The organism is Desulfurivibrio dismutans, assembly GCF_029210385.1.
Classification (GTDB): Bacteria; Desulfobacterota; Desulfobulbia; order Desulfobulbales; family Desulfurivibrionaceae; genus Desulfurivibrio; species Desulfurivibrio dismutans.
Map to the genome: position 1 here is coordinate 39,675 of NZ_JARGDQ010000004.1, position 18,004 is coordinate 57,678.

19 protein-coding genes are annotated in these 18,004 nt (G+C 63.3%); 17 read left to right on the forward strand and 2 right to left on the reverse strand.

Going from position 1 to position 18,004, the window contains the following annotated elements; all coding sequences use genetic code 11:
• Positions 1–61: 61 nt before the first annotated feature.
• The gene (gene ccoS, locus P0N66_RS05500; RefSeq protein ID WP_275803074.1) at positions 62–229 is read left to right on the forward strand and encodes a cbb3-type cytochrome oxidase assembly protein CcoS; all 168 of its coding nucleotides are present in this window, start codon (positions 62–64) and stop codon (positions 227–229) included.
• Here ccoS and P0N66_RS05505 read toward each other — a convergent pair.
• Positions 226–1,260, reverse strand: coding sequence for a LysM peptidoglycan-binding domain-containing protein (locus tag P0N66_RS05505; protein WP_275803076.1), 1,035 nt, complete (start codon positions 1,258–1,260; stop codon positions 226–228). The two genes, ccoS and P0N66_RS05505, sit on opposite strands and share 4 nt — an antisense overlap.
• Positions 1,261–1,493: 233 nt before the next feature.
• Between P0N66_RS05505 and P0N66_RS05510 the strand changes: the two genes are divergently transcribed.
• From P0N66_RS05510 to P0N66_RS05585, 16 genes are all read left to right on the forward strand, one after another.
• Positions 1,494–2,231 carry a sulfite exporter TauE/SafE family protein gene (locus P0N66_RS05510; RefSeq protein WP_275803078.1) on the forward strand — a complete coding sequence of 246 codons (738 nt, stop codon included), beginning with the start codon at positions 1,494–1,496 and terminating at the stop codon, positions 2,229–2,231.
• A gap of 206 nt (positions 2,232–2,437) precedes the next feature.
• A complete protein-coding gene (locus P0N66_RS05515) occupies positions 2,438–4,030 on the forward strand; it encodes an HDOD domain-containing protein (protein ID WP_275803080.1) in 1,593 nt (530 codons plus the stop codon).
• Positions 4,031–4,262: 232 nt separating this feature from the next.
• On the forward strand, positions 4,263–4,625 hold the full coding sequence (locus P0N66_RS05520; RefSeq protein WP_275803082.1) for a cupin domain-containing protein: 363 nt from the start codon (positions 4,263–4,265) through the stop codon (positions 4,623–4,625).
• Entirely contained in the window at positions 4,622–5,137 is a 516-nt protein-coding gene (locus P0N66_RS05525; protein ID WP_275803084.1) for a DUF2452 domain-containing protein, read from the forward strand. The genes P0N66_RS05520 and P0N66_RS05525 overlap by 4 nt, the downstream gene beginning before the upstream one ends.
• A gap of 104 nt (positions 5,138–5,241) precedes the next feature.
• Positions 5,242–5,655 carry a PA2779 family protein gene (locus P0N66_RS05530; RefSeq protein ID WP_275803086.1) on the forward strand — a complete coding sequence of 138 codons (414 nt, stop codon included), beginning with the start codon at positions 5,242–5,244 and terminating at the stop codon, positions 5,653–5,655.
• Complete coding sequence (locus P0N66_RS05535; protein ID WP_275803088.1) at positions 5,636–6,619, forward strand: PA2778 family cysteine peptidase; 984 nt, start codon at positions 5,636–5,638, stop codon at positions 6,617–6,619. The genes P0N66_RS05530 and P0N66_RS05535 overlap by 20 nt, the downstream gene beginning before the upstream one ends.
• 108 nt (positions 6,620–6,727) lie before the next feature.
• A complete protein-coding gene (locus tag P0N66_RS05540; protein ID WP_275803090.1) occupies positions 6,728–7,228 on the forward strand; it encodes a Na+/H+ antiporter subunit E in 501 nt (166 codons plus the stop codon).
• A complete protein-coding gene (locus P0N66_RS05545; protein ID WP_275803092.1) occupies positions 7,228–7,521 on the forward strand; it encodes an MrpF/PhaF family protein in 294 nt (97 codons plus the stop codon). The genes P0N66_RS05540 and P0N66_RS05545 overlap by 1 nt, the downstream gene beginning before the upstream one ends.
• On the forward strand, positions 7,518–8,051 hold the full coding sequence (gene mnhG / locus P0N66_RS05550) for a monovalent cation/H(+) antiporter subunit G (protein WP_275803094.1): 534 nt from the start codon (positions 7,518–7,520) through the stop codon (positions 8,049–8,051). Before P0N66_RS05545 ends, mnhG begins: the two co-directional genes overlap by 4 nt.
• Positions 8,048–8,290 carry a Na(+)/H(+) antiporter subunit B gene (locus tag P0N66_RS05555; RefSeq protein ID WP_275803096.1) on the forward strand — a complete coding sequence of 81 codons (243 nt, stop codon included), beginning with the start codon at positions 8,048–8,050 and terminating at the stop codon, positions 8,288–8,290. Before mnhG ends, P0N66_RS05555 begins: the two co-directional genes overlap by 4 nt.
• Complete coding sequence (mbhE, locus tag P0N66_RS05560; protein ID WP_275803098.1) at positions 8,287–9,027, forward strand: hydrogen gas-evolving membrane-bound hydrogenase subunit E; 741 nt, start codon at positions 8,287–8,289, stop codon at positions 9,025–9,027. The genes P0N66_RS05555 and mbhE overlap by 4 nt, the downstream gene beginning before the upstream one ends.
• The gene (locus P0N66_RS05565; RefSeq protein WP_275803100.1) at positions 9,027–9,392 is read left to right on the forward strand and encodes a sodium:proton antiporter; all 366 of its coding nucleotides are present in this window, start codon (positions 9,027–9,029) and stop codon (positions 9,390–9,392) included. Before mbhE ends, P0N66_RS05565 begins: the two co-directional genes overlap by 1 nt.
• The gene (locus P0N66_RS05570) at positions 9,393–10,916 is read left to right on the forward strand and encodes a complex I subunit 5 family protein (RefSeq protein WP_275803102.1); all 1,524 of its coding nucleotides are present in this window, start codon (positions 9,393–9,395) and stop codon (positions 10,914–10,916) included.
• Complete coding sequence (locus P0N66_RS05575; RefSeq protein WP_275803104.1) at positions 10,916–12,427, forward strand: proton-conducting transporter transmembrane domain-containing protein; 1,512 nt, start codon at positions 10,916–10,918, stop codon at positions 12,425–12,427. Before P0N66_RS05570 ends, P0N66_RS05575 begins: the two co-directional genes overlap by 1 nt.
• 67 nt (positions 12,428–12,494) lie before the next feature.
• Positions 12,495–13,922: a complex I subunit 5 family protein gene (locus P0N66_RS05580; protein WP_275803106.1), complete on the forward strand. Its 1,428-nt coding sequence runs from the start codon at positions 12,495–12,497 to the stop codon at positions 13,920–13,922.
• A 97-nt stretch (positions 13,923–14,019) separates the two neighbouring features.
• Positions 14,020–16,425: a complex I subunit 5 family protein gene (locus P0N66_RS05585; RefSeq protein ID WP_275803108.1), complete on the forward strand. Its 2,406-nt coding sequence runs from the start codon at positions 14,020–14,022 to the stop codon at positions 16,423–16,425.
• 81 nt (positions 16,426–16,506) lie between these two features.
• Here P0N66_RS05585 and P0N66_RS05590 read toward each other — a convergent pair whose 3' ends face one another.
• Entirely contained in the window at positions 16,507–17,973 is a 1,467-nt protein-coding gene (locus P0N66_RS05590) for an asparagine synthase-related protein (protein ID WP_275803110.1), read from the reverse strand.
• Positions 17,974–18,004: the final 31 nt, after the last annotated feature.

Below are 18,004 nucleotides of genomic sequence, written 5' to 3' on the forward strand. Positions count from 1 at the left end.
GTTCAGCAGCAGGATAAGGGGCCTTGGTGAGCAGTTACGAAAAACGGTAGGGGACAAGTCGATGCTGGAATCCACTATAGCCTTGATCATCATTTCCCTGGGCCTGGGCCTGGGGGCCTGGCTGGCCTTTGTCTGGGCGGTGAAAAAGGGCGAGTTTGATGATCCCGAAGGCCCCAAATACCGGATGATGAACGATGACGATGAGCCCCCGCCACCCGCCGGCGGCTAACGGACCTGACCCAGCAGATCACCCGGCCGCACGTGGTTGTTGCTGGCGCTGGTCACCAGGGCGGCGGAGCGTTCCGGGGTGACCAGCAGGATCAGCAGTTCGGCCCGGCGCCGCAGGCCCTCGCCGCCGTCGGGAGAATGGGCGGAGAAGGTCTGGCCGGGAGCCAGCCCGTGGTTTTCGCCCCGGTCCAGGTAGACCACGTTGTCGCTGGCGGCCGTCATCCGGTGGTGTTTGACGGCCACCACGGTGGCGGGAATGGTGTAGGCGTCTTTTTCCAGCAAGCCGGCCGTTACTTCCGGCTTCGGCGGCACCGGTCCCAGCAGGTCGCCCTGTTTGATTTCGGTAAAGGCCCGTTCAACCACGGCCCGCTGTTTGCCGCCCTCGGCTTTGATGACCTCAACAATGCCGACGTCCGCCAGCAGGTGGCCGGGGCTTTTCCCCAGGTAACGCTGGGCGGCGACCCGGCCCAGATCGCGATAAATGCCCAGGCGTTGGCCGGGCTGGGCGCCGGGGGCCTCGATCAGTATCGTCTCTTGGCCGGCGGCGTGGTGCCAGCCTACGGCTGAACCCAGTACCTGGCCGCCGGTGGGCAGATCCCAGGTGACCATGCCGATACCCCGGTTGTATTGCCGGGCCAGTTCCGCCGCCACGGCGTCCCGGCGTTCATCCACCTCCGGTTCAACTTCCACCACCGGCCGGGTGGGGGTGGTGACCTGCATCGGTAGAGCTTCACCGGGGCTGACGATGGGTGGTGGTTTGATAACCACTTCTTCTCTGGGTGGTGGTGGCGGGGGCAGGGGAATCAGCACGAACTGGCCGGGATAAATCCAGTGGGGGTTGGTGAGCTCGGGATTGACTTGCCAGATGTCCAGCCAGCGGCCGGGGTCAGACAGGTACTGTTCACTCAGGCTCCAGAGGTTGTCGCCTTCCTGCACCTGGTGACGGATAAACTCTTCGGCGGCTGCCTGCGGTCCCGGGCTGATAAAGGCGACGGAGGCAATGAGAGCGGCCGTCAGAATAGTTTTTTTCATGGTCGACTCCTGGAGTTGATGGCCTGGCAAAGCATCAAAAGTTGCGTTGAATTAATTAGCTGTGTTTGTTTTTGCCGCCCCTTGGTACAAGGGTGATAAGCTGTGGCCGGGAAACACCTGCCCCTGATTTCGGATACATAATGAAACTTGTCGGCACGGATGTCAAGTGTCTGGTAAACGTTCAGCCTTGTCGCGGCACCCAAAAAAAGATTTTGCGCCGGGGAGTAAAAAAGATGTTTGGTGGGCTGGAAATTGATCCGCTTTACGGTTTGGCCTTGGTAACTGCTCTGCTGGGGTCGGGGCACTGCCTGGGAATGTGCGGCCCATTGGTGGCGGCGCTGTCCCTGAGTTCGCCGGAGTTGCAGCGAGCCCGGACGGGAGTGGCTTTTCATCTGCTGTACAGCGCCGGTCGGATTGTCACCTATACCGCCATTGGCGCGCTGGTGGGCTGGTTTGGTTCGGCTCTGGCCTACACCCAGAATCTGGTGATGGTTACTGCGGTGGCCCTGATTTTTTCCGACCTCTTTATTATTGCCGTGGGCCTGGCCACCGCTGGGGCTTTCCGGCGCCTTAACGTCATGGGGCTTAATTTTCCCGCCCCCACGGCGTTGATCACCGGCCTGGTGAGCAGGCTGGCGGTGCTGCCGCCGGCTCTGCGGGCCTTGCCGGTGGGGCTGCTGATGGGCTTTTTGCCCTGCGGCTTTCTCTACGCCATGTTTATCGCCGCCGCCCAAAGCGCCGATCCTCTCACCGGGGCGCTGACCATGCTGTTCTTCGGCCTGGGATCGGTGCCGGCCTTGTTGCTGTTCGGCAGCACCGCCGCCTGGCTTTCCGGCCGGGCCCGGGGGCGGATGCTGCAGGCCGCCGGGATCATGGTGGTGCTCATCGGGTTTTACAACCTCTACCGCCACCTGCAGATGTTCGACTGGCTGGTGGCCGGTATTCCCTTCGTGGAGGCGATCTGCCATTGACCAAGGGCCCCATTGGCCTTGCTGTCTCCGTCCGCGCTGGACTTTGACGGATCCCTCGCCACAGAACGACCACCGGTACATAAAACTTGCGTTTAATGGTGATTTCTGTTCACCTGAAACGGTTACTGGCCGGTGTTTGCGGCCGGTAACTGATGGAGCAGGTGTTTTTTCTTTTCTTTTTTTCTATTGGCGGGTGGTCTTTTTTGATGAACAGTACGGTTGACCAGGAAACCGAGAACCTGCCGGAAGAAAGCCGGCTGGTGGAAATCTTCGCTCGGATGCAGATCAAGGGATTGCCGGCCATGTCCGGCCATGTCCAGGAGCTGATCTCGCTCACCCAGAGCAGCCAGAGTGCCGGCTATGAGCTGGCCCAGGTTATTCTCAAAGACTATTCCCTGACCAACAAGGTTCTGCAGGTTGTCAATTCGGCTTACTATTCCCTGGGGCGACACGTTAATTCCATTTCCCGGGCGGTTACCATTCTCGGGTTCGACGCGGTGCGGGAACTGGCCATGGCCATTGCCCTGTTTGAGGATTTTGTCAAAACCGGGCAGGAAAAGGAACTGGTCAGCCGGGTGCTGACTTCTTCCTTTCTAAGCGCCATGCAAGCCAGGGAAATGGCGGCGGAAAAAGATTTCGGGGTCGCCTCGGAGGAGGCCTTTATCTGTGCCCTGCTGCATAATCTGGGCAAGATCATCATCTGTATTTATCTGCCGGAACAGTACCGGCAAATCGAAGATCTACAGGCCCGGGGGCAGGACGAACAGGCGGCGGCCCGCAAAGTACTGGACGGTTTGACCTTTCATCGGGTGGGGATGGAGGTGGCCGCTTTCTGGAATTTATCGGAAAACGTCATTGCCTCCATGGCGCCCAACCCCGAAGAGCCGAAAAACAAGCGGGACCAGACCGGTTATCTGCGCAATCTGGCAGCCTTCACCAATCGTTTAACGGAGCAGGTGTGTCAGGGGGCGGACGTCAGCCGGCTGGTCCGGCGTTATGAACAGGGCCTGCAGGTCAATCCCGAAGAGGCTCTGGCCCGGCTTAACCGCAGCGTCGACAGTTCCGAGGAGGTTTCTGCCGCCATCCGTTTCGGGTTGAGTAAGCTAAAAATCAGAAACAACCTGCAGCGGGTCGAAGAAGAGTTGCGCCAGCCCGGAAAGGCCCAGAAAAAAAGAAAAAAAGAAGAGACGGCCGGCAAAAAAGCCCCGCCGGAGGCCGCCGAAGTGGCGGGCCAGGCCGAGGATACTCAGGTGATCGAGATTGCCGCCCCGGTCGCCGATCCTGAAGCACCAAAATCGATCAACGATTTTATCCAGGAAATCACCGAAACTCTGATGGGTGATTTCAATATCAACGATTTTTACATTACCCTGTTGGAAGGGTTGTACCGTGGGGTCGGTTTCGACCGGGTACTGCTGGCCATTATGACGGTGCAGGGGCAAAATCGCCTGTTGTGCGGCCGTTTCGGTTTTGGCGACCTTGATCGCGCCGGTATTACCGGATTCCGCTATGATTTGAGCTGGCCGGGGGCGATTCTTCAGGCCATGAAAAACTGTCGGGATCTGGCGGTGCCGCCCGGAGTGCCGGGAGCCTTTCCGGAACCTTTGCAGCCGCTGGTTAAGGGCCGTACGATCTACCTTTTTCCGGTATGCCTGGATAAAAAACCCATCGGGCTGATTTATCTCGACCGAAAGCAGGACCAGCCCCGGCTTGATGCCGCCACCCTGCAGACGACCCGGATGTTTCGGGATTTTGCGGTCATGGCCATCCGTAAATTGCAAAAGGCAAGAAAGCGCTGAACCTGAACGGACTGGCTTCCTCTGTAGGGCCTGCTGTACTGTGACAGGTGGGGAGACCCCTTTAAGGCCGCGCCTGAACAGGATTACCGGCCCCCACCTCGGTGCGGGGCCGGTTACTTTGACCCGCTCTCCGGGCAGGCACGACTGATAGTTGCAGTCATCAGCGGCTTGTGGTTACAATGTTAACGAAAAGACGGTGCCGGACCACCGGCGGCAAGGGGCATGCGTAAGGATGAGTAAAAGCAGCTACCGGGAAATAAAAGCCTATATTACCAAAGACGGTTCCGAGATCCGGGAGTTGATGCATCCCGCCGTGCATGGCAACACCAACCAGAGCCTGGCCGAAGCCCGGGTGCCGCCAGGCTCGGCGACCATGGCCCATCGCCATCGGGAGAGCGAGGAAATTTACCATTTCACCGCCGGTCGGGGCATGATGGGACTGGGGGAGGCCACTTTCCCGGTGGCCGCCGGTGATACCGTGGCCATCCGCCCCGGAGTGCTGCACTGGCTGGAGAATCCCGATCCGGAACCCCTGGTGGTCCTTTGCGCCTGCAGCCCTGCCTATAGCCACGAGGACACGGAGCTTGCTTTATGAGTGAGCGGAAAGATAAACTGCTCCAGGAGAGTGTCGAGAAGCGGAGTCCTTCTCTGTATCGCGGTCCCGATCGCCGTGCACCGTACCCGGTGAGCCGGATGGCGCCGGCCTTTGATCTGGTGGACCTGGCCCGCCAGATCGAAGACGCCGATCGCCTGATCGGCACCAGCGTGGGCGGCAAACTGCAGGTGATTGCCGAGCAGGTAAAGCAATTGCGCCGGCAGGCCCATGAAATTCTTGATAACGCCCGACGCGATCAGGAACTGCACCGGGCCCGCTGTAATTTTCGCCGCATTCCCGGGCACACCTACCATCTCTACCGCCGACCCGATGGCGAGACCTATTTTTCCATGCTGGCGCCGGAGGAGTGGCGGGACGGTCCTCCCCATGAATACGCCGGTTCCTGGCGGCTGGAGGCCGATCAGTCCTGGACACCGGTGGGTGAGGGTGAGGATCAGGGGGAGAGCGAAGAGCAGCAGGCCCTGCTTACCGCCCTGCTGGAAAAACGGTAAACGTTCAGCAGTATCGCAACCTGCGGCACTGCTGAACGTTTACGGCTTGTTGATGATTTTGTTATTTATAACCGCTTAAATCATTTATCTTTGGAGGGGACGAGATGCGTAGATTCATGTTGTCTGTTGGGAAACCGTTGTGTCTGGTTTTGTTGTTTTCCTTCGTGCTGCTTGATCTGAGTATTCATTCCGCACAGGCCGGGATGATCGGTACGGAAACTGTTATCGAGGCCCGGGCGGCCGAGGTCTCCCGTGAGCGGGTGGCGGAATTCCTGGAGCGCGATGATGTTCGGCGGGCCCTGGTCAGGCAGGGGGTGGCTCCGCTGGAGGCGCAAAAACGGGTGGCGGCCCTGTCTGATGCCGAGGTTAACCAGATTGCCCAGGAACTGGAGCAGTTGCCCGCCGGGGCAGGCATAGGCAGTATAATCGGGGCGGCGGTGTTTGTCTTTCTGGTGCTGCTGGTAACCGATATTCTTGGTTTTACCGAGGTTTTTCCTTTTGTCAATCCCGTCAGGTGATGGCTTTTGGCTGCTTGCCGGCCTGCTGTTGGTGCCTTTGCTGTTGTCGCTGACCGGCTGTTCTCCCGCTTTTCATGAATCCCTACGGGAGCAGGTCGGCTCCGGTCGGGTGACCATTGATTCGGTTCCATTTTATCCCCAGGAAGAATATCAGTGCGGCCCGGCCGCCCTGGCCATGCTGTTGGCATGGAGCGGCCCGGAAGTATCCCCGGAGGAGCTGGTGCCGCAGGTTTATTCTCCCGCCCGGCAGGGCAGTCTGCAGCCTTCCATTGTCGCCGCAGCCCGTCGCTATGGCCGGGTGGCTTATCCGGTGAGCGGGCACGATCAACTGCTGACCGAGGTGGCGGCCGGGAATCCGGTGCTGGTACTGAAAAATCTTGGTCTGGATTGGTTCCCTCGCTGGCACTATGCAGTGGTTATCGGCTATGATCGTGAACAGGAAGTGGTTTATCTGCACTCCGGCAGCCGGCCGGATAAAGCGGTATCAGCCCGGGTGTTTGCCAACACCTGGCAGCGTGGCGGCGCCTGGGGGCTGCTGGTTTTGCCGCCGGATAAGCTGCCGGTGACGGCGGCGGAAGAACCATGGCTGGCGGCGGTGCTGGGGCTGGAACGGGCCGAACAGTGGCAGGCCGCCACCGAAGCCTATGAGACGGCCCTGCGGCGCTGGCCGGACAGTGTGGTAGCCTGGATGGGGCTGGGCAACAGCCGCTATGCCCTGGCGGATTATCCCGCCGCGATTCCGGCCTTCAGGCAGGCTGTCGCCCTGGCACCCGATTTTGTCCCGGCCCGCAATAATCTTGCCTTGAGCCTGGCCGCCGCCGGGTATTTTGCGGAAGCACTGGCTCTGATAGGCCGGGCCATCCACCAGGGAGATGGCTGGCTTGAGCAATTAAGCCAGACCCGGCGGGAAATCCTGACTCTTCAGCAGCGCCATATCGAAGGGGATACTGGTATCAGGGAATAATGACCAAGTGACGGGCAAAACGTCGGATGCTGCTCCTCGTTCCGTCGGAGCAGCGGTAAGCACTGGCCGTTGTACCCCTGGAAATTTATATCGGGAGGTAAGCCACGCATGAATTTTTGGCCGCTGACCATCCTGTTGCTGCTGTTCTGGGTGTTGCTTACCGGTTCCCTGGCCTGGTTCAATTTGTTCCTTGGGTTGCTGCTGTCCCTAGGGCTGGGTTATTGGGCCGTCCGTTTTCTTTGGGGGCGGACGTCGCCCCTGCCGACTTTTCGTCGCCTTATTGCCCTGCCGGCTTATTTTTTGGTACTGCTGGGGCTGATCGTGGTCGCTTCCTGCCAGGTGGCCCGGCTGGTCCTCAACCCCCGCCTGCCGGTGGCGCCGCAGTTTATTCGCTACCGGATGGGGTTGCGCGGAGAGGCGGCGCGGGTGGCCTTTGCCAACTCCATCAGCCTGACCCCCGGCGCCCATACGGTGGATATGGAGGATGATCTCCTGGTAATCCACTGCCTGGCCCCGGCCTTTGCCCGCGAGCTGGCCAGCGGTCGGCTGGAGCGGCGGGTGGCGGTGGCCTTTGAGCCGGAAAGCACCTTAAAGCCGGAGAGCGAGTGATGACGGCGTTCTTCTGGGCCCTGGCAATTTTTCTGCTGCTCAATGCCTTTCTTTGCCTGTGGCGGGCCTGGGCCGGTCCCTCGGTGGGGGATCGGCTGCTGGCGATGAACGTTATCGGCACCAAGACCCTGGTGGTGCTGGTGATCCTGGGGGTGGTGGCCGGCGGCGGGCTTTTCCTTGATGTGGCCCTGATCTACGGCCTGCTCAACTTCGTCATCACCGTGGCCGCCGGCCGTTTCCTGGAAACCGGGCGCCTGTCGCAAGAAGAAGGCCGATGGGGGGGCGCGCCATGACCTTCCTGCCATCCGCCATCACCCCGCTTGCTCTGTTGATTCTCTGCCTGGCCATCTTCGGGGCCGCCTTCTTCCTGGTGGGCACCATCGGGCTGCTGCGGCTGCCGGATTTTTTCTGCCGGGTGCACGCCGCCACCAAATGCGACACCCTGGGCGCCGGCGCCGTGCTGCTGGCCATGGCGCTGTTCAGCGGCTGGGGTGTCGATGCGGCCAAGATCATCGCCTTGCTGCTGCTGGTCCTGATCTACAGCCCCACCTGCGGTCACGCCCTGGCCCGCGCCTCCTACCGTACCGGGGTAAACGTTCAGCAGTACCGCACCTTCGGGCGATCAGCCAGGCTTGCGTGCAGGGGGCACGCGGCGCCTGGCTGCTTGCCCGAATCTACGGCGCTGATGAACGTTTACAGCCCGTTAAGTCGGCAGGATGCCGAGATGCCTCGGCCGGAATCGCCGTGTGATACCCTTTGCGGCCCCCACCCCGCAGCCAAGAGGCACGGCCCTGAACAAGGTTGCGGCAAGGCGAAACCATGAGTGAACTGTTCGATCTGGTGCTGCTGGCTTTGTTGATCACCATCGCGCTGCTGGTGGTGCGGGCGCGGGATCTGCTGGTGGCCGCCATCATCTTTTCCGGCTACGGTCTGGGGCTGTGTCTGCTCTGGTTGCACCGGGGCGCCCCCGATGTGGCCATGGCCGAGGCGGCGGTGGGGGCCGGGGTGACCACGGTGCTCTTCCTGGTGGCCATCGGGGTGACGGGAAGGAAGGAGAAATGAAAAAGCCCCTGGTGATTGCCCTGCTTATCCTGCTGGCCCTGGCGCTGCTGGCGGCCATGGCGGAACTGCCGGCGGTGGGCCAGGCCGACGCCCCAGTGCATACCCATGTTTCGGCCCGTTATATTGAGCAGGGCGAGGCGGAAACCGGAGCCCACAACCTGGTCACCGCGGTACTGCTCAACTACCGGGGCATGGACACCTTCGGCGAGGTGCTGGTGCTCTTCACCGCTTTGTGCGCCGGCTTTGCCGTGCTGCTGGCCGCCGCCCGGAACGGCAACAAACACTACCGCCAGCCGCCGGCACCGCAAGAATCCGGCGCGGTCCCGGTAATCGCCGTCAGCCCGGTGGTTTCCTTCGTGGTCAGGCTGCTGGCCCCCTTTATCGCCCTCTTTGCCGCCTACGTGATCCTCAAGGGGCACCTCTCGCCGGGGGGCGGTTTCCAGGGGGGGATGATCCTGGGGGCACTGTTCATCGCCCTGACCCTGGTGCTGGGCAAGCAATACAGCGCCCGGCTGCTGCCCGTTGCCTGGCGGCCCTGGCTCTACGCCCTGGCTCCCGCCGCCTTCCTGGTGGTGGGAATGATCGGGCTGCAGCTCACCGGTTATTTCCTCGGCTACCCGCAGGAACCGGCCTGGCACGGGGTGCGGGAGGCCATGATGGTGACCCTGGAGATCGCCATCGGGGTGGGCGGGGCGGTGTTGGTGGCCTCGCTCTTCCTGGCCCTGGAGAGTGACTGATGCTGCCGGAAATGCTCCTGGAACTCAGGCCCAACCTGGACTACGCGGCGGTGGTGGTGCTGTTCTGCATCGGCCTCTATGCGGTGATCGTCAAGAACAACCTGATCAAGAAGCTGCTGGGGCTCAATATCATGGAGACCGCCGTTTTTGCCTTCATCGTCACCTCGGGGATGGTGGAGGGGGGAGCGCCGCCGGTCCTGGGGCCGGGGGTGATGCCGCCGTTGGCCAGCCCCTTGCCCCACGCCCTGATCCTCACCGGCATCGTGGTCGCCCTGGCAACCACCGCCCTGGCCCTGGCCCTGATCATTCGGATCTACTTGCAGCACGGCACCATCGAGGCCGACCAACTGCGGGAGCTGGACTAGATGGCGGCGGCGTTGACGGTTTCCTGGTCGGCTTTGGCGGCCTGGCCCCACTGGCTGATCGTGCTGATTCTGCTGCCTCTGGGCGGGGCGGTGCTGACCCCGGCTTTGTACGCCCTGCAACGGCGGCTGGTGCCCTGGTGGGCGCTGCTGGTGGCCGGCCTGACGGCGCTGACGGTGCTGCCCCTGCTCTGGCGCCTGGCCCACGAAGGCCCCTTCAGCTACCTGCCCGGCGGCTGGGCCCGGCCCTACGGGGTGGAACTGCGGTTTGACGAATTTGCCGCCTTGCTGGCGGCGGCGGTGGCCCTGCTGGCCCCGCCGGTGCTGCTTTTCTCCCGCCGATACGCGGCCCGGGCGGTGCCGGCCGGCCGTCTGCCCTTTTACTACACCCTGCTGCTGCTCAACTTGGGTGGCCTGCTGGGGCTGGCGATCACCGCCGATCTCTTTAACCTCTTTGTCTTCCTGGAGGTGGTCTCCCTGTCCGCCTACGCCCTGGTGGCGGTGGGCGGCCGGCCGGTGGCGGAGCTGGCCGCCTTCAAGTACCTGCTGATGGGGGCCATCTCCTCGCTGCTGATTCTGCTGGCGGTGGGAATACTATTTGCCCTGACCGGTTCCCTCAACATGGCGGATGTGGCCCAGCGGTTGCCCGCGCTGGCAACCCCCGCCGCTCTGACCCTGGCTGCCGCCGCCCTGCTGGTGGGCTTTATGCTCAAGGCGGCACTTTTCCCTCTCCACAACTGGCTGCCCGAGGCCCACGCCAGCGCCCCGGGGGCGGTCAGCGCGGTGCTCTCCGGGCTGGTGGTCAAAGCGGGGATCATCGGCCTGGTGCGAACCTACCAGCTTTTTGCCGGGGTCGAGCTGCTGGATACGGCAAACCTGGGCGCCATCCTGGTCTGGCTGGGCGCCGCCTCGGTGGTGATGGGTTCCTTTTTCGCCGTCTTTCAGCACGACCTGAAACTGATGCTGGCCTACTCCACCATCACCAATATCGGCTATATCGTCATGGGCTGGGCCCTGGCCTCCCCCCAGGCGATGCTGGGCGCCTCCCTGCACCTGTTCAACCACGCCCTGATCAAGACCACCCTTTTTCTGGCCGCCGGCGCCTTGATTTATCGCACCGGCCTGCGTACCCTGGAAGAACTGCGGGGGATCGGGCGGACCATGCCGCTCAATTGCGCCGCCCTGGCCCTGGGCGCCCTGGCCATTGTCGGGGTGCCGCCCACCGCCGGTTTTGTCGGCAAGTGGTTCATCGCCCTGGGCGCCTTGCAGGCCGGCCGCCCCTTTTTCGCCCTGGTGGTGGTCTTCGGCGCCCTGCTAGCCGCTGTTTATTACGTGCGGATCATCAACGCCTTCTACTTTCGGGAGCCGGAACAAAAGGCGGTGGTCACCGCCCGCGAAGTGCCCTGGTCCATGCTGGCCCCGGTCCTGCTGCTGGCCCTGCTCTGCCTGGGCATCGGCCTGCTGGCCCGCCTGCCGGTGGAGTTTCTTGAGCCGGCGGTGGCCCGCCTGCTCGATGGGAGGAGTTAATGGAAATTGTTGATCCGCGCCCGCTGCTGGCCCTGGGGATTTCCCTGGCCTGCGCCCTGCTGGTCTTTGCCACGGGGCGTCATTACGGTCGGCGGGTGTTGTGGAGCATGGGGGCGGCCCTGCTCAAGTTCGGGGTGGTGATCTCCCTGTTGCCAGGCGCCATGGCCGGCGAGGTCTACCTTTTTCGCCTGGTGGAGTTTCCCCCCGGGGTGGGGATCGGCTTCAGGGTGGACCTGATGGGACTTTTCTTTGCCCTGGTTTCTTCCACCCTCTGGATCTTCACCACCATCTACGCCATCGGCTATATGCGGGGAGAGGCCGACCGGGCCCAGGTGCGTTTTTTCGGTTTTTTCGCCCTCTGTGTGGCCGCCACCGTGGGTATTGCCTTCGCCGAAAACCTGCTGACCCTCTTTATCTTTTACGAACTGCTCACCGTTTGCACTTATCCCCTGGTGATCCACAAGGAAACCCCGGCGGCGCTCAAGGCCGGCCGCAAATACCTGATTTACACCCTGGGCGGCGGCGGGCTGGTGCTGCTGGGCCTGGTGCTGGTGCAGCACGCCGCCGGCACCCTGAGCTTCGGCCAAACCGGGCTGCTTGCCGCCGGGGCCCATGACGGGCCGTTGGGGGGTGGACCCTTGGGAGGCGGCCAACTGGGGTTGATCTTTGCCGTTCTGGTGTTGGGCTTCGGGGTCAAGGCGGCGGTTATGCCGCTGCATGGCTGGCTACCCAGCGCCATGGTGGCGCCGACCCCGGTGAGTGCCCTGCTGCACGCGGTGGCGGTGGTCAAGGCCGGGGCCTTCGGGATTCTGCGGGTTATTTACGATATCTTCGGGCTGGAGCTGCTGGCGCAGTTAAATTTTACCCAGGCGCTGGCCTGGCTGGCGGTGGTTTCCATCATCGGCGGCTCCCTGCTGGCCTGGCGTCAGGTTAACCTGAAGCGGCGGCTGGCCTATTCCACCGTCAGCCAGGTCTCTTACATCCTGCTGGCCGCCAGCCTGCTCAACCCGACGGCCACGGTGGTGGCCATCATGCACCTGGCCAACCAGGGTTTCGCCAAGATCACCATGTTTTTTGTCGCCGGGGCCATCGAGCAGGGCAGCGGCAGGACGGAAATCAACCAGCTCGACGGCATCGGCCGGCAGATGCCGTGGAGCCTGGCGGCCTTCACCGTGGCCGCCCTGAGTTTTATCGGGGTGCCGCTGCTGGCCGGGTTTCTCACCAAGTGGCTGGTGATTCTGGGTGCCCTGGAAGGTGAGGCCTGGTGGTTTGCCGCCGTCATGGTGATAAGCGGTCTGCTCAACGCCGTCTACTGGCTGCCGGTGGTTTACCGCGCCTATTTCCGGCCCGTCACCGGTGTTGTTGCCGATCCCGGCTGGCTGCTGCGGGGGCCCATTATCGCCTGCGCCGCCTTTGTGGTACTGCTGGGCACCACCGCCCATTTCCATCTGCTGCCCTTCAGCGTGGCCTCGGAGGCCGCCCGGGTGATTTGGGCGGAGGTGGCTAATTAAGGCGGTAACGGCGCCACTTTTTGCGGTGCTGACAACCGAGAGCAAAGTTGCGGGAAACTGGTAGATAATGACTCAACCGCAGAACATACCAAAAATTCCGGCGGCGGGTTACGAGTTGCCCCTGATGCTGCTGACCGGGCTGATCATAGCGGGTTGTTGGGCCCTGATCCCCGGGGCGCTGGCCGGGCGGGCGCCGGAGTTCAGTCTGCTGCAACTGGCGCCGGGGGCCTGGCTGCTGCTGCGCATCGATCCTCTGGGGGTGCTCTTTACCGCCACCATCACCCCCCTGTGGCTGCTGGCCCTGATCTACTCCCGGGGCTATATCGGGACGGCCCACCGGGATCGCTACTACCTGGTGCTGATGCTCTCCCTGCCCCTGGCCCTGGGGGTGGCTTGGGCCGGCAACCTGTTGACCCTGCTGGTTTTTTATGAACTGCTGTCGGTGTTGTCCTACCTGCTGGTGGTCCATGAGGAGACCCCCACGGCCAAGGCTGCCGCCGCCAAGTATATTGTTTATGTCCTGGTGGGGGGCAGTTGCATCCTGCTGGGGGTGGTGCTGGTCTTTTATCTGGTGGGCGGCCAGACCTTTGCCGCCGAGCCCATGCTGCACGCCGGCTTGGGATGGGGTTACCTGACGGCGATCTTTGTTACCCTGCTGGCCGGTTTTGGGGTCAAGGCCGCCCTGGTGCCGTTGCACGGCTGGGTGCCGGACGCCCACCCGGCGGCCCCGGCGCCCTTTTCCGCCCTGCTCTCCGGAGTTCTGGTGGCCACCGGTGCTTTCGGGATTATCCGGGTAACTCACCAGGTCTTCGGGGTGGAACTGCTGCGGGAACTTGGTTTCATGCACTGGGTCTCGCCATTGGCCGCCATCGGGGTGCTGGCCGCTGCCGTGGCCGCCGCCCGCCAGGATGATCTCAAGCGGCGGCTGGCCTATTCCACCATCAGCCAGCTAGGTTACATCACCCTGGCCATCTCCCTGCTGGGCCAGGAACTGCTGGTGGGCGCCCTGTTGCATATCAGCAACCATGCGATGATGAAGGCCACCCTCTTTTTCTGCGCCGGGCTGCTGCTGCGCCGGGCCGGGGTGCGCCGGGTCAGTGAAATGGCCGGGCTGGCCCGCCGGTTGCCCTGGACCATGGCGGCCTTTACCCTGGCCGCCCTGGGGATGATTGGGGTGCCGCCGCTGGCGGGCTTTATCAGCAAGTGGGTGCTGGGCATGGGCACCCTGGCGACTGGGCAGCCGCTTTACCTGCTGGTCTTCATGGGCGGCTCGCTGCTGGCGGCCGCCTACCTGCTGCCGGTGGTGTATATCGCTTATTTCCGCGAGCCGGTAGAGGAGGAATGGAAAAATAAAGCAATCACCGAACGGGGCGCCGGCTGGATGCTGATCCCCACCCTGCTGGCGGCGGCGGCTACCGTCATATTGGGAGTGGCGGCCACCGCCCCCGGCCTCCCCCTGTCCCTGGCCCGGGTGGCGGTATCTCCTTTCTGGTAGGGATACGACATCAAAGTCGTGTGGCGCCTGGACGGGGGCCTTACGGCCTCCACCCCGTGGCCAAGGTCAAAAACTGTATAATTGAGTGTAATTGGTAATGACGGAAGGAACTGCACATATTTTGCCGGGTTTGCTGGTGGCCGGGCCCTGGCTGGCGGCTTTGCTGGTATGGTTGGGGCGGCGCCGGTGGCCGGGGTGGCGGGATGCCCTGGTGTTGACCGCCACCGGCCTGGTGCTGCTGGGGGTCGGGGGGCTGGTGCCACTAATGGCGGCCGAGGGGCGGCTTTACTGTTCCCTGCCGGTTATGGTTTCCCGTCTGGAACTGACGGTGGATGCCTTTTCCCTGCTGCTGGCCCTGGTCAGTTCCCTGCTTTGGTTCGCTGTTTCCCTTTATTCCCTGGGCTATTTGCGGGATGATCCGGCGGCCGACCGCTACCAGGTCACCAGCCTGGTGCTGCTGGGGAGCATGCTGGGGGTGCTGTTTGCCGGCAACCTGCTGACCCTTTATCTCTTTTTTGAAACCCTGGGGCTGGTGGCCTTTCTGTTCATTGTTCACCAGGGCAGCGGACCGGCGCGGTGGGCCGCCGTCAAGTATCTTTGTTTTACCCTGCTGGGCGGCTTTGTGCTGCTGGGCGGGATTTTTCTGCTCCAGGCCCAGGGCGGCGGCTGGCCGGTGGTGGGGCCGGCGGCCGGGGAGATAACGCCGCCGCTTTACTGGGCGGCGGGTTTGCTGCTCCTGGGCTTTGGGGTCAAGGCCGGCATGGCGCCGGTACATTTCTGGTTGCCCGATGCCCATTCGGCGGCTCCGGCCCCGGCCAGTGCGCTGCTTTCCGGGGTGCTGATCAAGGCCGGGGCCTACGGTATTTTCCGCCTGGTTACCACCTTTGCCGGCGGCGGGGCGGGTGAGCCGTTGGTGGCCATGCCGGGCCTCTACCTGGGCACGGCGGTGCTGGGCCTGGGGCTGCTGACCATGCTGCTGGGGGCCGGGCTGGCCCTGCTGCAGAGCCATGTCAAGCGGCTGTTGGCCTGCTCCAGCATCAGCCAGATGGGGCTGCTGCTCGCCGGTTTCGGCGCCGCCGGGGTGCTGGCCGGCGACGGGGCGGTGGCGGCGGCCGGGGGGCTGCTGCACATCATCAACCACGCCCTGTTCAAGGCGCTGCTCTTCCTCGGGGTGGGGGTGGTGGTCTGGCGCACCGAGGAAGCGGAGTTGAGCCGCCTGGGCGGCCTGGCCCGCCGCATGCCGCTGACCTTCGCCATGACCCTGGTGGCGGCGGCGGGGCTGGCCGGGTTGCCGCCGGGCAACGGCTATGTCAGCAAATCCCTGGTACAGCAGGCGTTAAAACAGCTGCCGTCCCTGCCCGGCCCGCTGAGCGGGGAGTTGGCGGCGGCGGCGGTGGGCCTGGCCTCGATTTTCACCGTGGCCTACAGCGTCAAGCTGCTGTTCGGGGTTTTCCTGGCCCGACCGGGGGTGGCCGGGGGCTTGGGCCGTCGGGAAGAGGGTGGGGCGGTTGTCGGGCCTCAACGGCGGTTTGGGCGGACTGCCCCTTTGGCGGGCGAAAAACTGGAGGCCCCGCCGGCCATGCTGCTGGCCATGGCGGTGCCGACGGCGGGTATTTTAATTTTGGGAATCAGGCCGCACTGGCTGCTGGAGGGCCTCATGGGCCGGGGCCTGATGGAACTGGGGATGGCGCCGGCCGGATTAAGGGCTTTCCTGGATGATTATTTTCTGGGGGCCGCCAGCCTGCAAACGTTGTTGCTGACCCTGCTGGCGGGGCTGCTGCTGTTTGGCCTGGCCCGGTGGCTGCTGCCCGGTCACCGGTCGCCGTCGGCCACCCACGTGACCGCCCCCGGCAGCGGGCTGGGCCGCCGGCTGACGGAACTGCTGCTGCCCGCCGCGACCCCGATCACCGCGCCCGACGCCGATGCTGCTGGAACTTCTTCGGCTTCGCCCAGGCCGGCGGCCGGTGAAACGTTGGGGGCAACGGCTGGGGAAAAGTCTGGAGCACGTGGGTTGGTAGACGAAGCAAGTGCTTGGGGAAGGTCTGGAGAAAAGCTCGCCCCCGGCTGGCAAGGACGGCTTTGGACCCGGCTTGGTGACTGGTGGTGGTGCGACTGGGGAAGATGGGCGGACCGGATGCGTGAACAGCCCTGGCTTGGCCGCCTGGCGGTCCTTGCTGACCCGGCGGTGCAGGTGCTGTTGGTGTTCGATCGATTCTGGCGATGGCTGGGGCCTTTTTTTCGGCCCCATCGCCGCTTCCGGGAGCCATTGGTGCGCATATCGGCATCAACCTGGCCGCAAACCCTGGCCGCCCGGCGGCAACAACTGGAAAGTTGTTTGATCGGGCAACGGCAAATGGTGGCCACCATCACCCGTCTGCCGTCGGAAAAGTTGCCGGCCGGCGACATGCGGCGCCTGATTCAGCGTTACAGCCGCGATCTCAGCATCAACACGGCGGTGATTTTTCTGCTGCTGCTGGCCCTGTTTATCGCCTTCCGGACCTGACCGCCCGTTTCTGCTGCTGCCGGGTTTTGCGGCCCCCACTCCGGTTTGGCCGATGATCTCCGGTTGCCGTTGTCCCGCCCCTTACTTGAACGGATCCCAGCGGGCGGTCAGCTTTTCGTAGCCGGCGGGGAAGTGCTGGCGGAAGAGCTTGTAGTAGTGAAGCTCCTTGGGGGAGTTGAGCTTGATGCCGGTTTCGGTGCGGGGGGTGTCCCTGAAATCGATGTCGCTGACGTACTTGGCGGTGAGTTCGTCCATCAGGTCGTCCACTCCGGTGCCGCCGGCAAAACGCAGCTTGGTGCGGTTGGCGATCTCTTTGGGCAGCATGCCCCGGAAGGCCTCGCGCAGGATCCACTTCTCGATGTCAATCCCCCGCGCCTCGTCGTGATAAAATTTGAGGTCCATGGGGATCTTGCGGCTGAAGGCCACCACTTCCGGGTCCAGGAAGGGGGTGCGGTAGCTGACCGAGTTGGCCAGCCAGGCCCGGTCCAGGCGCCGGAGGGCGGTGTTGTAGGCGATCTGCACCAGTTTGTCGGCCACCTCCTCCCGCTGCTCGGCGGACTCCACCTCTTTGAGTTCGGCAAAATACCCGCCGAACAGTTCGTCGGCTCCTTCGCCCACCAGGATGGCATTGGTAAACACGGTGGTCAGCTTGGAGGTGTAGATGTTGGCGGTGGTGCCGGAAACGCAGTCCTCGTCGAAGCTCTCCAGGTGATAGACGGCCTTGCTCAGGATACTGTCGATATCATGGTCGGTGATCTGGTAGATGTGGTGTTCGAGATCGAGAAATTCAGCCATCAGCTCGGCGAATTTAAGATCCTTGCTGGGATAGCGTTTGATGGTGGTACTGAACAGCTTGATGCCGGGGTCAATCTCCTTGGCGATGGCGGCGATGATGGAGCTGTCCAGGCCGCCGCTGAGCGACACTCCCTGGACGGCGCCGTCGGCCATCATTTTGCGGGTGGCCTTGATCATCAACTCCCGCAGGATCTCCGCCGCCTCGGCAGGGGTGGAGAAATCCGGGGTAGGGAAGGTGTGGGCGGGGAAGGGCTGCAGTCCTTCCTGGGAGGAATAAAAGTGCCCCGGCGGCAGCTCTTCCACTTGGTCGGTCCAGGCCAGCAGGGCCTTGGCTTCGGAGGCGAAATAAAGCCGGTTGCCCCGCGCCCGGTAGATCAGGGGGTGGGAGCCCACGGCGTCGCGGGCCAGGATGGTCTCGCCCCTGTCGACGATGGCGCAGGCAAAGCTGCCGTCGATGGCGGCCAGGCCTTCCCGGCCCTCCCGCAGGTAGACCTCACGGATGAACTCGGCGTTGGTCCTGGCCGGTCCGATGTCCTGGTAAACCTCGCCGTCCAGCAGCACCACCGGTTCTTCCTTGCCGGCCATGGCCGCCGTGCAGCGCGGTGAAATATCCAGTTCGCAGCAGGCCAGGCCGCCGTCATCGATCTGTCTGGTGATGGTCTTGTTCGGCCCGCGATGGGTCAGCTTCCCGATCATCTCCAGCAACTGCTCCTTGCTGACCTTTTCCCCCGTTACTCCTGCAATTCCACTCATCAAACTCCTCCTTTGGCTTGGTCCGGCAACC

What these genes read in the sequence shown, in the direction of transcription:
- P0N66_RS05570 (WP_275803102.1), top strand. Translation starts at nt 9,393, where the DNA reads ATGGCGGCGGCGTTGACGGTTTCCTGGTCGGCTTTGGCGGCCTGGCCC.
- P0N66_RS05580 (WP_275803106.1), top strand. Translation starts at nt 12,495, where the DNA reads ATGACTCAACCGCAGAACATACCAAAAATTCCGGCGGCGGGTTACGAG.
- P0N66_RS05555 (WP_275803096.1), top strand. Translation starts at nt 8,048, where the DNA reads ATGAGTGAACTGTTCGATCTGGTGCTGCTGGCTTTGTTGATCACCATC.
- mbhE (WP_275803098.1), top strand. Translation starts at nt 8,287, where the DNA reads ATGAAAAAGCCCCTGGTGATTGCCCTGCTTATCCTGCTGGCCCTGGCG.
- P0N66_RS05545 (WP_275803092.1), top strand. Translation starts at nt 7,228, where the DNA reads ATGACGGCGTTCTTCTGGGCCCTGGCAATTTTTCTGCTGCTCAATGCC.
- P0N66_RS05525 (WP_275803084.1), top strand. Translation starts at nt 4,622, where the DNA reads ATGAGTGAGCGGAAAGATAAACTGCTCCAGGAGAGTGTCGAGAAGCGG.
- P0N66_RS05590 (WP_275803110.1), bottom strand. Translation starts at nt 17,973, where the DNA reads ATGAGTGGAATTGCAGGAGTAACGGGGGAAAAGGTCAGCAAGGAGCAG.
- P0N66_RS05585 (WP_275803108.1), top strand. Translation starts at nt 14,020, where the DNA reads ATGACGGAAGGAACTGCACATATTTTGCCGGGTTTGCTGGTGGCCGGG.
- P0N66_RS05565 (WP_275803100.1), top strand. Translation starts at nt 9,027, where the DNA reads ATGCTGCCGGAAATGCTCCTGGAACTCAGGCCCAACCTGGACTACGCG.
- P0N66_RS05505 (WP_275803076.1), bottom strand. Translation starts at nt 1,260, where the DNA reads ATGAAAAAAACTATTCTGACGGCCGCTCTCATTGCCTCCGTCGCCTTT.
- P0N66_RS05520 (WP_275803082.1), top strand. Translation starts at nt 4,263, where the DNA reads ATGAGTAAAAGCAGCTACCGGGAAATAAAAGCCTATATTACCAAAGAC.
- mnhG (WP_275803094.1), top strand. Translation starts at nt 7,518, where the DNA reads ATGACCTTCCTGCCATCCGCCATCACCCCGCTTGCTCTGTTGATTCTC.
- P0N66_RS05515 (WP_275803080.1), top strand. Translation starts at nt 2,438, where the DNA reads ATGAACAGTACGGTTGACCAGGAAACCGAGAACCTGCCGGAAGAAAGC.
- P0N66_RS05575 (WP_275803104.1), top strand. Translation starts at nt 10,916, where the DNA reads ATGGAAATTGTTGATCCGCGCCCGCTGCTGGCCCTGGGGATTTCCCTG.
- P0N66_RS05510 (WP_275803078.1), top strand. Translation starts at nt 1,494, where the DNA reads ATGTTTGGTGGGCTGGAAATTGATCCGCTTTACGGTTTGGCCTTGGTA.
- ccoS (WP_275803074.1), top strand. Translation starts at nt 62, where the DNA reads ATGCTGGAATCCACTATAGCCTTGATCATCATTTCCCTGGGCCTGGGC.
- P0N66_RS05540 (WP_275803090.1), top strand. Translation starts at nt 6,728, where the DNA reads ATGAATTTTTGGCCGCTGACCATCCTGTTGCTGCTGTTCTGGGTGTTG.
- P0N66_RS05530 (WP_275803086.1), top strand. Translation starts at nt 5,242, where the DNA reads ATGCGTAGATTCATGTTGTCTGTTGGGAAACCGTTGTGTCTGGTTTTG.